We start from the raw sequence: 12,504 nt of genomic DNA, 5'->3' as shown, positions 1-12,504 counted from the left end.
AACCGTCCGCTTCGGCGGACGAACGCTTCGCGCTATCTGACGACGTGCTGGGTAGGAGCGAGCTCTGCTCGCGAACCAGGCGCCGCAACAGCTTAGCGAGCAGAGAACTAGGCGTCCTCCTCGCTCCTACAGTTTTCGGCTCGCCTCCAGACGAACCACAACAGAACAAGCACAAGAGAGAAGTCATTCATGAGCAAGACCGTCGAGTTCTACTTCGATTTCGGTAGCCCCACCACCTACCTGGCCTGGACCCAGCTGCCGGCGCTGTGCGCCGAGACCGGGGCGACCCTGGTGTACAAGCCCATGCTGCTCGGCGGCGTGTTCCAGGCCACCAACAACGCCTCGCCGGTGACCATTCCGGCCAAGGGCCGCTTCATGATCCAGGACCTGGCCCGCTATGCCCGGCGCTACCAGGTGCCGATGCAGTTCAACCCGCACTTCCCGATCAACACCCTGCCGCTGATGCGCGCCGCCGTGGCCGTGCAGCAGCGCATGCCGGAGCGCTTCGAGGCCTTCCTCAAGCTGATCTTCGAGGCCATGTGGGTGCAGGCGCGCAATCTCGGCGACCCGGCCGTGCTGGGCGAGGTGCTGGCTGGAGGTGGTTTCGAGCCGCAGCAGTTGCTGGCGCTGATTGCCGAGCAGGAAGTGAAGGACGGCCTCAAGGCCATCACCGACGAGGCGATCAAGCGCGGCGTGTTCGGCGCGCCGGCGATGTTCGTCGGTAACGAGCTGTTCTTCGGCCAGGACCGTCTGGACTTCGTGCGCGAGGCGCTGGAGGCCTGACTCAGCACACGTCGGTCAGCCGCGGCATCTGCTCCAGGGTCGCGGCGTCCACGTGCAGCATGCGCGCGGTCTTGTGCTCGGCCAGCGGCGCGAATGGCTGCTCGGCGCCGAGCGGCGCGGCCTGGGCGGCCAGGTTGAGCACCAGCGCTTCGCGCGAGTACACGCCACTGCCCAATTGGTAGACCGCGGCAATCAGCTGGCGCAGTTCCAGCGGCAGGCGCCAGCGCGTGCGCAGGGCCGAGCCGAATGGCGCCGCATGTTTGTGCAGCGCCGCTTCGAGCTGCGGTTCGTCGAGTGCGCCGCCACGGCTGTGCCAGTCCTGCAGGGTACGCAGCAGGGCCAGGTCGCCCAGGCGGTGCAGCAGGCCGGCGGTGAAGCAGCGTTCGGCGTCGGCGCCCAGGCGGCAGGCCAGCCAGTGGGCCAGCTCGGCCAGGCGCTGGGATTGCGCCCAGATCCTCAGGCCGGCGGCCACCAGCAGCGGGTCGTCCAGGCTGGCGCCGCGTTGCAGGGCCAGGCCGAGCGCCAGGTTCAGGCTGTGCTTGGTGCCCAGGCGGTGCAGGGCCTGGGCCAGGCTCTGGCAGCCGCTGCCACGGTGCTCGGCGGCGCTGTTGGCGGCGGCGATCAGCTGGGCGGTGAGCTGCGGATCGTTGTGAAAGCGTTGCTCCAGTTCATCCAGATCGGGCGCCGCCGGCGCCTGCAGCAGCTCCAGCGCCTCGTGCACCTGGTTCAGCAGCGGCGCGCCGGCCGCCGTCTCGCGGGCCTTGTCCAGGTACTGATCGAGGGATTCCTGCGGGGCCAGCTCGGGCAGCGGGCAGCTGACCTCCTCACCCGGTTGCAGCAGCACCTGGCGCAGGCGGCGCAGCAGGTCTTCGGCGTCGAACGGTTTGGCCAGATAGGCGGTGGGCGCCAGCGGGGCGGCGGCGCGCACGCTGCTGGCATCGATCTTCTCGGTGATCAGGAAGAACGGCAGCGGCGGCTGGACCTTCTGTCGGCGCACCTCGCGCAGCAGATCGAGACCGCCGATGCCGGGCAGGCCGAAGTCGACGATCAGCAGTTGCGGCAAGGCCTGGCGACATTGCTGCAGCACGCTGGCACCGTCACTCAGGGCGACTATGTCGGCATCGCAGCGGGCGCTGCGCACCAGCTGGCCGATCAGGTCGGCGGTCCAGCGGTCCGCTTCGCCGATGATCACGCGGGGCACCCGCTGCGACTGGGGCATGGCAAGTCTTCCCTGGGATGGCCGCACAGCGACCGTTACCCAAGCAGCCTAGCCCATGGCACGGGCAAAAAAAGACCCGCCGAAGCGGGTCATGAGGGAGTCGCCCGGCCTGGTGAGACCGCGGGCGAATCTGGACCGCCCCCATGCACAGGGGCGGCACGCAGGACTGTTGCTGGCGCTTAGGCCAGCTCGTCGAAGCACTCGGCGACGATGGCGATGCCTTTTTCCAGCTGGGCATCCGGAATGGTCACCGGCATCAGGAAGCGCAGGACGTTGTAGTAGGTGCCGCAGGACAGCAGGATCAGGCCCTTGTCGCGCGCCTTGGCGACGATCTTTCCGACCAGCTCGGCGGCCGGTTTGCTGTGGTCGCCGCCTTCGAACAGCTCGATGGCGACCATTGAACCCAGGCCGCGCACGTCACCGATGACCTTGTGCTTGGCGGCGATGGCGTTGAGGCCGGCCTTGAGCTTCTCGCCCACGGCCTGGCTGCGCTCCAGCAGTTTCTCTTCCTCGAACACTTCCATCACGGCCAGGGCCGCGGCGCAGGCGATCGGGCTGCCGGCGTAGGTGCCGCCCAGGCCGCCCGGGGCGATGGCGTCCATGATCTCGGCCTTGCCGCACACGCCGGAGATCGGGAAGCCGCCGCCGACCGATTTGGCGAAGGTGGTCAGGTCCGGGACGATGCCCAGCTGTTCGGTGGCGAAGAAGGTGCCGGTACGGCCGGCGCCGGTCTGTACTTCGTCAGCGATCAGCAGGATGCCGTGCGCATCGCACAGGGCGCGCAGGCGCTGCATGAACGGCTTGGAGTTGACGTAGAAGCCACCCTCGCCCTGCACCGGCTCGATGATGATCGCGGCGATGTCCTGGGGCTGGGCGTCGTTCTTGAAGATGCGCTCGATGCTGGCGATCGACTCGTCTTCGCTGATGCCGTGCAGCGGGCACGGTGCCAGGGCACGGAACACGCCGCCCGGCATCAGGCCCATGCCGGCGGAGTAGGGCACCACTTTGCCGGTCAGGCTCAGGGTCATCATGGTGCGGCCGTGGTAGGCACCGGTGAAGGCGATCACGCCGGCGCGGCCGGTGGCGGCACGGGCGATCTTCACTGCGTTCTCCACCGCTTCCGAGCCGGAGGTGACCAGCAGGGTCTTCTTGGCGAAGTTGCCCGGCACGCGCTTGGCGATTTCTTCGCACAGGGCGATGTAGGGCTCATAGGCCAGCACCTGGAAGCAGGTGTGGGTCAGTTTGGTCAGCTGTTCCTGCACGGCGGCGATCACCTTCGGGTGCAGGTGGCCGGTGTTCAGCACGGCGATACCGCCGGCGAAGTCGATGTACTCGCGGCCGTCGACGTCCCACACGGTGGCGTTCTCGGCGCGCTCGGCGACGATCGGGTGGATCTGGCTGACGCCACGGGCCACGGCGGCCTGGCGACGTTGCAGGAGGGATTCGTTCTTGCTCATGTTGTCCTCATAAGCCGCTTATGGCGGCCCGGTCCAAGGATGATGACGGGGCTGGGTGGGCGTAACAGCTAACGATGATCGAACTGTCGCCTACCCGCTGGCCGTCGGCTGGGTTAGCCGGTGCCACCACCGGAAACGCCGACGCCGGGTGACCACGACTCCTGCCTGTCACCCGACACCCACGGATTCATATCTGGAAAGCTTGAAACTGATTCATAGCCCCGCGAGCTAGAACCAGGCAAGGCGGAAGTGGCCGAGGGAGCGCAGTTTACGAGCTGTAAATGAGCATCCCGAGGCCGCTTCCAACGCAGGCTGGCCGACGCGCAGCAGGCTAGGGATCGGTTTCACACGCCGCCCAGGCACATGTATTTGATCTCGAGGTAGTCCTCGATGCCGTACTTGGAGCCTTCGCGGCCCAGGCCGGAAGCCTTCACGCCGCCGAACGGCGCCACTTCGGTGGAGATCAGGCCGGTGTTGATGCCGACCATGCCGTACTCCAGCGCTTCCGCCACGCGGAACACGCGGCCCAGGTCGCGGGCGTAGAAGTAGGAGGCCAGGCCGAACTCGGTGTCGTTGGCCTTGGCGATCACTTCGGCCTCGTCCTTGAAGCGGAACAGCGGCGCCAGCGGGCCGAAGGTCTCTTCCTTGGCCACGGCGGCGTTGCTCGGCACGTCGATCAGGATGGTCGGCTCGAAGAAGCTGCCACCCAAGGCGTGCGGCTTGCCGCCGGCGACCAGCTTGGCGCCCTTGCTGATGGCGTCCTCGATGTGTTCCTGGACCTTGGCCACGGCCTTGTTGTCGATCAGCGGGCCGGTGGTGGTGCCGTCTTCCAGGCCGTTGCCGATCTTCAGTTTGGCCACCGCGGCCTTGAGCTTGTCGACGAAAGCGTCATACACGCCGTCCTGGATGTACAGGCGGTTGGCGCACACGCAGGTCTGGCCGTTGTTGCGGTACTTGGAGATCAGCGCGCCTTCCACGGCGGCGTCCAGGTCGGCGTCGTCGAACACGATGAACGGCGCGTTGCCGCCCAGCTCCAGGGACACCTTCTTGATGTCGTGGGCGCACTCGGCCATCAGCTGGCGGCCGATCTCGGTGGAGCCGGTGAAGGTCAGCTTGCGCACGATCGGGTTGCTGGTCAGCTCGCCGCCGACTTCGCCGGCGCTACCGGTGACCACGCTGAACACACCGGCGGGGATGCCGGCACGCTGCGCCAGCTCGGCCAGGGCCAGGGCGGAATAGGGGGTCTGCGAAGCCGGCTTGAGCACCATGGTGCAGCCGGCGGCCAGGGCCGGGCCGGCCTTGCGGGTGATCATCGCCGCCGGGAAGTTCCACGGGGTGATGGCCGCGGTCACGCCGATCGGCTGCTTGATCACGATGATGCGCTTGTCCGGCTGGTGGCCGGGGATGGTGTCGCCGTAGATGCGCTTGGCTTCTTCGGCGAACCACTCGATGAAGGAGGCGGCGTAGGCGATCTCGCCCTTGGCTTCGGCCAGCGGCTTGCCCTGCTCCAGGGTCATCAGGCGGCCCAGGTCGTCCTGGTTTTCCATCATCAGCTCGAACCAGCGACGCAGCTTGCCCGCGCGTTCCTTGGCCGTCAGCGCACGCCAGGCCGGCAGGGCGCGCTCGGCGGCCTCGATGGCGCGGCGGGTCTCGGCGCGGCCCATTTTCGGCACGCTGCCGAGGATCTCGCCGGTCGCCGGGTTGTTCACGGCGAGGGTCTGGCCGCTGTCGGCGTTCAGCCACTGGCCGTCGATGAAGGCTTGCTGACGGAACAGCTGGGCGTCTTTCAGTTGCATGGTGTTCTCCAGGTGCGCGGCGCCGACGGGGCAGGCGATCAAGCAAATAGCGGGCAGCCGATGGCGCTGTCCGGCGTTTGAAATGTCAAACGAATCCTAGGGCCGGCGTCGACAAAGGGCAAGAGCTATGTTCGATAAAACCAACAAAATAACCAAAAAGAATGAATGCCGGGCGAGTCTCGGTTGTTTCGCCGGCAACCTCGCGCGAGGCGAGATGGAGCGCGCGTTCCAGATGCTGGGCGCTCATTGTCAGCCGATGCTTCTTGTGTTCGATATAAAGAACGTTTGTGTCGAATGGCCTGTAGTCCTATTCGCCACGCGCTACCGGTCAGCCCTGTAGCGAATCGCGGTACTGGCTGGGGCTCTGCCCCGTCCAGCGCTTGAAGGCGCGGCTGAAGCTGCTGCTGTCGGCGAAGCCGAGCAGGTAGGCGACTTCGCTGATCGAGCAGTCGGCCTCGCGCAGGTGATCCAGCGCCAGATCGCGACGGGTGTCGGCCAGCACCTGCTCGTAGCTGCTGCCCTCGTCGCTCAGGTGGCGTTGCAGACTGCGCAGGCTCAGGTGCAGGCCATGGGCCAGGGCCTCGGCCGAGGGTTCGCCGTTCGGCAGGCACTGCTCCAGGGCGCGGCGCAGGCGGCGTGCCACGGTGTCCGGCTGCAGCGCCTCCAGGCGCTTGCGCAGCACCGCCTCGTTGTGTGCGGCCAGCTCCGGGTTGCCATCGCCCAGCGGGCGGTCGAGATCGGCGCGGGCGAAGCACAGCACGTCCTCGGCGGCGGCGAAGTGCACCGGCGCGCGGAACACTTCCTGCCAGGGGCTCGGATCGCTCGGCAGCGGCCGGCGCAGGTGCACGGCCAGCGGCGCGTAGTCGCGGCCCAGGCGATTGCGGCAGGTACGCACGTAGATGGCGGCGAAGGCGTCGATGGCCTCGGGCGCCGGCGCTGGCGAACCGGGTGGCAGGCGCAGGTGCAGTTCGCACACCTCGGCCGCCTCGCGCAGCTCCAGTTCCAGGGCATCGCTGACCACCTGGTGGTAGCGCACGATGCGTTCGAATACTTCGCGCAGGGTACCGCTGGCCATCACCGCCATGCCGAGGGCGTGGAAGGTGGTCGGCGCCACGTGACGCGAGGTATGCAGGCCCAGGGTCGGGTCGCCGCTGGCGGCCACCGCCAGTTGCCACAGGCGCGTGGTGGCGTGCAGCGGGTAGCGCGCGTTGGCGTCGTCCAGCAGCGCCGGGTCGAGGCCGGCTTCGCGGCACAACTCGGCGCTGTCCAGGCCGAGCGCGTCGAGCTGGCGGCGCAGGGCGCGGGTCCAGCTGGCCAGGGTGGAGGGTTCAGTCATGCAGGTTGGCATTCTCGGTCAACAGGTTGGCGTTGTCGGTCAGGCGGGTCGGCGCGTGGTCGCGCACTCTAGCCTGGCCTGATTCCAACAACGATCCCCGGCGCCCCGCATGGCGCCGCCACAAGAGGATGCGTGCATGACCCCGACTCCTGCAACCCACCAGCAACGCTCGGCGCATATCCGCAGCGTGGTGATGGCCCATGGCGATGCCCTGCGCCAGCGCTATCCGATCCTGCGCCACCAGGACGCCATCGGCGCTGGCATCCTGGCATTCGCCCTGGCCGGCATGATTGGCAGCGCCTGGCTCTATGCCGAGGGCGTCATCGCCTGGTGGGTGTGCCTGCTGGCCAACGCCTTCTTTGCCTCGCTGACCCACGAACTGGAACACGACCTGATCCACTCGATGTACTTCCGCAAGCAGCGCGTGCCGCACAACCTGATGATGGCGCTGGTGTGGATGGCGCGACCGAGCACCATCAACCCGTGGATTCGCCGCCACCTGCACCTGAACCACCACAAGGTCTCCGGCACCGAGACCGATCTCGAGGAGCGCGCCATCACCAACGGCGAGCCCTGGGGCTTCGCCCGCCTGCTGATGGTCGGCGACAACGTGATGTCCTCGTTCATTCGCTTCCTGCGCGCGCCGACCTGGGAGCGCCGCAAGATGATCGTCAGCCGTACGCTCAAGGGCTATGCGCCGCTGGGCCTGCTCAACTGGGGCGCCTGGTACGTGTTTCTCGGTTTCCACCTGATCGACTTCGTCGCCTCCGTCGCCGGTAGCCCGATCGCCTGGTCGGCCACCACCCTGGCGGTGATGGATGGCATCACTTTCGCCGTGGTGGTGCTGGTCGGCCCCAACGTGCTGCGCACCTTCTGCCTGCACTTCGTCAGCTCCAACATGCACTACTACGGCGATGTCGAGCTGGGCAACGTGGTGCAGCAGACCCAGGTGCTCAACCCCTGGTGGCTATGGCCGCTGCAGGCGTTCTGCTTCAACTTCGGCAGCACCCACGCGATCCACCACTTCGTGGTCAAGGAGCCTTTCTACATCCGCCAGATGACCGCGCAAGTGGCGCACAAGGTGATGCGCGAGATGGGCGTGCGCTTCAACGACTTCGGCACCTTCGCCCGCGCCAACCGTTGGAATGCGCCGAGCCAGGAGGCCGCCGCGCCCGTCCAGCAGACCGCCTGAGTATCATCGTCAGCCCCGGTCCGCCGGGGCGCTTCCGGGGCCTGCGGGCCCCGCGCTTTTTTGGAATCGCCATGAACATCCTGATCGTCCACGCGCATCCCGAGCCGCAATCCTTCTGCACCGCCATGAAGGATCTCGCCGTCGTCACCCTGGAGGGCGCCGGCCACGCCGTACAGGTCTCCGATCTCTACGCGATGAACTGGAATCCGGTGGCCTCGGCCGCCGACTTTCAGGTCCGCGGCAATCCCGACTACCTGACTTACGCCCTGGAGCAGCGCGAAGCGGCGAAGAGCGGCAAGCTGGCGCCGGACATCGCCGCCGAGCTGGACAAGCTGCTGTGGGCCGATCTGCTGATCCTCAACTTCCCCCTGTTCTGGTGTTCGGTGCCGGCCATGCTCAAGGGCTGGATCGACCGCGTGCTGGTTTCTGGCACCTGCTACGGCGGCCTGCGCTTCTACGATCGCGGCGGCCTGGCCGGCAAGCGCGCGCTACTCAGCTTCAGCCTTGGCGGGCAAGGCCACATGTTCGCAGACGAGAGCGCCATCCACGGTGACTGGGAGCCCATGCTGCGCCCGCTACAGCGCGGCACCCTGGCCTATGTCGGCATGCAGGTGCTGCCGCCGTTCGCCGCCTACCACGTGCCCTATATCAGCTCCGAGGCGCGCGGCGTGATCCTCGAGCAGTACCGCGACTATCTGCTCGGTCTGCAGAGCATGGAACCGCTGCGCTTCCCCTCGCTGGCCGACTTCGACCGCGGCCTCAACCCCCTGCGCCAGGAGGTGCCGGCATGAAGAGCTGGATCTGCGTGATCTGCGGCCTGATCTACGACGAATCCAAGGGTTGGCCGGACGACGGCATCCCCGCCGGCACGCCCTGGGCCGAGGTACCGGATGACTGGCTGTGCCCCGATTGCGGCGTGAGCAAGGCCGACTTCCACATGCAGGAGCTCTGAGCGACAGGCCGCATGGACGCCCGCGAGGCGGATGCGTATGATTGCGCCCCGCAACGCATCCGTAGCTCAGCTGGATAGAGTACTGCCCTCCGAAGGCAGGGGTCGTGGGTTCGAATCCCGCCGGATGCGCCAGATACTGGCTTCGACATCTCAACACATGCTTCGCAAGCCCCTCGAAAAGCCCGCCCTGATGCGGGCTTTCTTGTTTCTGCGTTTTGCCGCTTTATCCACAACTAATCTGAGCGCCGCCGACCCCGTGGGCCTTGGTGGCCATCGCACCAGGAATTACGCAACGTCTGGTCGCCATGGCATGGCTCGTCAACGCTGGCGCTTCGCTATAGGATTCCAGGCACAGCAGTAGCCACAGTAGGAAGGCGCAGAAATGATCGGTTCGGACGAAGATCTACGCGAGGCTGAAGAAGGGCTGGAGCGCGACTCGAAGGAGACCGCCCAGGCCGAAGATGCCGGGCAGGTGGATGCGCTGAACGATATCGCGCCCTCCCTGCCGGAAGATGTCGCCAAGAAGATCCTGCGCGAAGCGTTCAAGCACTTCCCGATTCCCGGAAAAAAGTAACCCCTGCTTTAGTGCGAGCTGGAGAGTCGGTGCCTTGTTGGGTGCACTGGAAAGAAAAAAGCCCCCAAGCCTGAGCTTGGGGGCTTTTTGTTTTCGGCCCATTCAGTCGAGAGGAACGGTCTTCTCGATTCTGAGTTCCTTCTCCGGGGAGCCGACACGGGGCGGCAAGGCTGGTACACCTTCCGGTATGTCCTGATCGGCGTAGCGCAGCTGTCGCTCGCGGATGAAGTTGTACTTGCCCTCGGTCAGCTCGTCCGCATGGGCGAAGTCATTGATGATGGTCGGCTTGATAAAGACCATCAGGTTCTTCTTGCTGACTTCCTTGCGGTCGTTGCGGAACAGTTTGCCGATGACAGGAATCTTGGCGAAGAACGGGACGCGGTCCCCGGAGTCGCGCATTTCGTCCGAGATCAGGCCGCCCAGCACCAGCGTCATATTGTCCTTGATCAGCACTCGGGTCTCGATGGAGCGCTTGTTGGTCACGATATCGGCAGCACTGGTGTCGTTGGTGACGCTGGATATCTCCTGGTAGACATTCAGGGTGACCGAGTCGCCTTCATTGATCTGTGGCTTGATCTTCAGCGTGATGCCCACGTCCTGCCGCTCGATCGTCTGGAAGGGGTTGGTCGATGGGTTGGACGCGCTGGTGGAGCTGCCGGTGACGAAGGGGACGTTCTGGCCTACGACTATCTTGCCCTCTTCGTTGTCCAGCGTGACCAGGTTGGGCGTGGACAGGATGTTCATCGAGTCGTCGGTGGACAGCATTCGCACCAGGGCGCGCAGCGAGCCGCTGCTATAGAAGCCCAGGCTCAGGCCGGCATCCAGCTTGACTGGCGAACCTGGGAAGCTGTCGATGCCGTTGCCCTTCATGGAGGACTTGAAACCACCGAACAGGCCGTCGCCGCCCAGTGCCGCCTCGGAGGTTTTCCATTGCACGCCCAGGTCGTTCACCTTGTTGTCCGAGACCTCGACGATGACTGCTTCCACCAGGACCTGCGCGCGGCGGATATCCAGGCGTTTAACCACGCCATCGATGGTGGTCATGATGGCTGGAGGAGCGCTGATGACCAGTGCGTTGGTCGTGTCGTTGGCCTGGATGGAGATCTCGGCGCCGCTGACTCCTACGTCCTTGTCCTGTTTCTGCACGCTGGTGGCGACGTTCTGTAGTACCTGGGCTACTTCCGATGCCTTCAGGTAGTGCAGGTAAATGACTTTGGTGTCGCGGATGAGGTTGCCGGGTTTGTCCAGGCTGGCGAGTACATCGCGCAATTGCTGGCGCTTGCTGGGGTCGCCGGAGATAAGAATGCTGTTGGTGCGCTCGTCGACGGAGACATTGATCTTGCTGGCGCCTTCCTGTCCGCCACCCTGGGGGGTCAGGGTGCCGAGCATGGTCGACAGCTCTTTGGCGTTGGCAAACTTCAGCGGTATGACGTCAATCTCAAACTGGCCGGCCTGGTCTATCTCGGCGACCAGCTTCAGCAGTTGATTGATGTTGGAGGCCCGGTCCGAAATGATCAGGGCATTGCTGTCCGGGTAGGCGGCCAGGTGGCCAACCTGGGGAACCATCGGACGCAATATGTTTACCAGCTGTGTTGCTGGGACATGTTCCGAGCGTATTACCCGCACAACTTGCTGGTCGTCGTTGAGCTTATCGTCATCGACCAGTGGGACGCCGCTCTGCTTTGCGTTCGCATCGGGAATGACCTTGACCACGCTATCGGATTCGATTGCAGAGAATCCGTGTACCTGCAATACCGAAAGAAAGACGCGATAAGCCTCGTCGGGACTCATGGCGCCATTGGATATCACCGTTACCTTGCCGGTTACGCGAGGGTCGATGATGAAGTTCTTGCCGGTCGCCTTGGCGATCCACTCGATGAACGAACGGATGTTGGCGTCCTGCATGTTGATCTTTACTTCCGCGCTTTCCGGGGAAGTTGGCTCTTCGGCTAGTGCCGAGTTGGACAGGAGGCAGAGAGACAGCAGCAGGGGAAGTAAGATACGGATGGGCACTTCTCTATCACTCGACTACTTGTTCTGCGCAAGCTTGCGCTGAATGAATTGCTGATATGCGGTGGGTGGCGATTCGGCTGACTTCGCGACGGCGGGTGTTTCATTCGTTGCGGTCGGAGGTTCTGCTGGGGCTGCGGGCAGACTTTCCGGGGCAGCGGACTCTCCTTCGCCAAAGCCGCGGAAACTGAGTTGTTCCAGTTTTCCATTACGCTTGAAGGTAACTCCGTTGCTTTCGATTTTGGCAATGGCTATCCCGGGGCGCGCCTCTTCACCAGGCTTGAGAATCAGGGTCTTATTACCGTCCTCAATAATGACCGAGCTCTCTTCGGGGGCTGTCATGAAGAAGATGGCGGAGATCTGCAGGTCCAGGTTGCTTTCGGGTAATGCTTCGCGCTGTGCCTGATCGGGCTGCTCCTGATCGGCACTGCCGAAGATGCCGAGCAGGTGTTTATCTAGCGATCGCTTTGCGGATTCGGATTGCGCGGCGGGCTGAGCCGCTTCAGCTGCTGGGGCTTGCTGCCTGGTTGTCTGGGCAAACTGGAATGCCTGCCAGCTAATGCTGGCCAGTATGAGTGCCGGCAGAACAAGCCAGATACCGAGCTTGGCGCTTGTTGCCGCGAGAGGGCTGGATAATGTCTGAACAAAGCTGGCCATGGACTCATCCCTGTGATGGCGCGGCAATACTATCGACAGGTCTGTCGCATGCCTAGAAATGCAGCGTACTTCACAACTGTCCCAGAGCTTGGCGTGATGTGAGTCACGCTTTTTTGTGCCTTATTCGCTTTGGTTATTTTCAACATGCTTGAAATGAGCAATGTCTGTGTATAGCATTGGGCCATTGCAAGATTGAGTCTATCAGCTGGCTTAATCTGTATGTGCAAATTAAATGGAACTTTTTGTCGAATATGCTGCACGGATGCCGTCATATCGGTTTGCGCTACATGCTCGCTGCGCTCGCTGCGCTGCCTGCATTCGCATCCGCATCCCCACAGTTCGATATTCGTGCCGCCGCGCCACTCGGTAGTGCCGGTAACGCCGCTGAGTACATCCTCTCCATAGATGACTGTCGCGATCTTGCCGAAGTGCAGGTTGTGGCTACTGCTCAGCGATTCCTCCCGACAGATGCTTTGCGCGACGGCGAAGCCGCAAGCAGCTGCTCGTTCGGGTTCAGCCTGCAAGGTG

The 12,504-nt window shown here is 64.4% G+C and carries 12 protein-coding genes and 1 tRNA gene; 6 read left to right on the top strand and 7 right to left on the bottom strand.

Features of this window, described 5'->3' with window-relative positions; translation table 11 throughout:
• The first annotated feature begins 189 nt into the window (after positions 1 to 189).
• Positions 190 to 783 (top strand): 2-hydroxychromene-2-carboxylate isomerase, encoded by a 594-nt coding sequence (locus tag N7607_RS11120; RefSeq protein WP_279867844.1) that lies wholly within the window; start codon positions 190 to 192, stop codon positions 781 to 783.
• Between the two features lies 1 nt (position 784).
• On the opposite strand, the gene N7607_RS11115 is transcribed toward N7607_RS11120, so the two are convergent.
• The 4 genes from N7607_RS11115 to N7607_RS11100 all read right to left on the bottom strand — a co-directional run bounded on the left by N7607_RS11115 (position 785) and on the right by N7607_RS11100 (position 6,591).
• A complete protein-coding gene (locus N7607_RS11115) occupies positions 785 to 2,002 on the bottom strand; it encodes an HDOD domain-containing protein (protein WP_279867843.1) in 1,218 nt (405 codons plus the stop codon).
• Between the two features lie 179 nt (positions 2,003 to 2,181).
• Entirely contained in the window at positions 2,182 to 3,459 is a 1,278-nt protein-coding gene (gene gabT, locus N7607_RS11110; protein ID WP_279867841.1) for a 4-aminobutyrate--2-oxoglutarate transaminase, read from the bottom strand.
• Between the two features lie 344 nt (positions 3,460 to 3,803).
• The gene (gene gabD / locus N7607_RS11105; RefSeq protein ID WP_279867840.1) at positions 3,804 to 5,255 is read right to left on the bottom strand and encodes an NADP-dependent succinate-semialdehyde dehydrogenase; all 1,452 of its coding nucleotides are present in this window, start codon (positions 5,253 to 5,255) and stop codon (positions 3,804 to 3,806) included.
• Between the two features lie 328 nt (positions 5,256 to 5,583).
• Entirely contained in the window at positions 5,584 to 6,591 is a 1,008-nt protein-coding gene (locus N7607_RS11100) for an AraC family transcriptional regulator (protein ID WP_279867839.1), read from the bottom strand.
• A gap of 136 nt (positions 6,592 to 6,727) precedes the next feature.
• Between N7607_RS11100 and N7607_RS11095 the strand changes: the two genes are divergently transcribed.
• From N7607_RS11095 to N7607_RS11075, 5 genes are all read left to right on the top strand, one after another.
• Positions 6,728 to 7,783, top strand: a complete 1,056-nt coding sequence (locus N7607_RS11095; protein ID WP_279867838.1) for a fatty acid desaturase — start codon at positions 6,728 to 6,730, stop codon at positions 7,781 to 7,783.
• 71 nt (positions 7,784 to 7,854) lie between these two features.
• The gene (locus N7607_RS11090; RefSeq protein WP_279867837.1) at positions 7,855 to 8,574 is read left to right on the top strand and encodes an NAD(P)H-dependent oxidoreductase; all 720 of its coding nucleotides are present in this window, start codon (positions 7,855 to 7,857) and stop codon (positions 8,572 to 8,574) included.
• Positions 8,571 to 8,735, top strand: a complete 165-nt coding sequence (locus N7607_RS11085; protein WP_279867836.1) for a rubredoxin — start codon at positions 8,571 to 8,573, stop codon at positions 8,733 to 8,735. The genes N7607_RS11090 and N7607_RS11085 overlap by 4 nt, the downstream gene beginning before the upstream one ends.
• Before the next feature lie 55 nt (positions 8,736 to 8,790).
• Positions 8,791 to 8,867, top strand: a tRNA-Arg gene (locus tag N7607_RS11080).
• 250 nt (positions 8,868 to 9,117) lie between these two features.
• Entirely contained in the window at positions 9,118 to 9,309 is a 192-nt protein-coding gene (locus tag N7607_RS11075; RefSeq protein ID WP_279867835.1) for a hypothetical protein, read from the top strand.
• Between the two features lie 102 nt (positions 9,310 to 9,411).
• Here N7607_RS11075 and gspD read toward each other — a convergent pair whose 3' ends face one another.
• The 3 genes from gspD to N7607_RS11060 all read right to left on the bottom strand — a co-directional run bounded on the left by gspD (position 9,412) and on the right by N7607_RS11060 (position 12,500).
• Positions 9,412 to 11,214, bottom strand: a complete 1,803-nt coding sequence (gene gspD / locus N7607_RS11070; protein ID WP_279867834.1) for a type II secretion system secretin GspD — start codon at positions 11,212 to 11,214, stop codon at positions 9,412 to 9,414.
• A 123-nt stretch (positions 11,215 to 11,337) separates the two neighbouring features.
• Positions 11,338 to 11,976 (bottom strand): type II secretion system protein N, encoded by a 639-nt coding sequence (locus N7607_RS11065; RefSeq protein WP_279867833.1) that lies wholly within the window; start codon positions 11,974 to 11,976, stop codon positions 11,338 to 11,340.
• 29 nt (positions 11,977 to 12,005) lie between these two features.
• The gene (locus N7607_RS11060; protein WP_279867832.1) at positions 12,006 to 12,500 is read right to left on the bottom strand and encodes a hypothetical protein; all 495 of its coding nucleotides are present in this window, start codon (positions 12,498 to 12,500) and stop codon (positions 12,006 to 12,008) included.
• Between the last annotated feature and the right edge of the window lie 4 nt (positions 12,501 to 12,504).

Source organism: Pseudomonas sp. GD04019 (assembly GCF_029837695.1).
In the GTDB taxonomy this organism is placed as follows: domain Bacteria; phylum Pseudomonadota; class Gammaproteobacteria; order Pseudomonadales; family Pseudomonadaceae; genus Aquipseudomonas.
Note: the sequence above shows the minus strand (reverse complement) of the source record. Positions and strands in the feature narration are given on the sequence as shown.

Coding starts and splice junctions, on each gene's coding strand:
- N7607_RS11115 (WP_279867843.1), bottom strand. CDS start 2,002: ATGCCCCAGTCGCAGCGGGTGCCCCGCGTGATCATCGGCGAAGCGGAC.
- N7607_RS11090 (WP_279867837.1), top strand. CDS start 7,855: ATGAACATCCTGATCGTCCACGCGCATCCCGAGCCGCAATCCTTCTGC.
- N7607_RS11065 (WP_279867833.1), bottom strand. CDS start 11,976: ATGGCCAGCTTTGTTCAGACATTATCCAGCCCTCTCGCGGCAACAAGC.
- gspD (WP_279867834.1), bottom strand. CDS start 11,214: ATGCAGGACGCCAACATCCGTTCGTTCATCGAGTGGATCGCCAAGGCG.
- gabD (WP_279867840.1), bottom strand. CDS start 5,255: ATGCAACTGAAAGACGCCCAGCTGTTCCGTCAGCAAGCCTTCATCGAC.
- N7607_RS11085 (WP_279867836.1), top strand. CDS start 8,571: ATGAAGAGCTGGATCTGCGTGATCTGCGGCCTGATCTACGACGAATCC.
- N7607_RS11100 (WP_279867839.1), bottom strand. CDS start 6,591: ATGACTGAACCCTCCACCCTGGCCAGCTGGACCCGCGCCCTGCGCCGC.
- gabT (WP_279867841.1), bottom strand. CDS start 3,459: ATGAGCAAGAACGAATCCCTCCTGCAACGTCGCCAGGCCGCCGTGGCC.
- N7607_RS11120 (WP_279867844.1), top strand. CDS start 190: ATGAGCAAGACCGTCGAGTTCTACTTCGATTTCGGTAGCCCCACCACC.
- N7607_RS11075 (WP_279867835.1), top strand. CDS start 9,118: ATGATCGGTTCGGACGAAGATCTACGCGAGGCTGAAGAAGGGCTGGAG.
- N7607_RS11095 (WP_279867838.1), top strand. CDS start 6,728: ATGACCCCGACTCCTGCAACCCACCAGCAACGCTCGGCGCATATCCGC.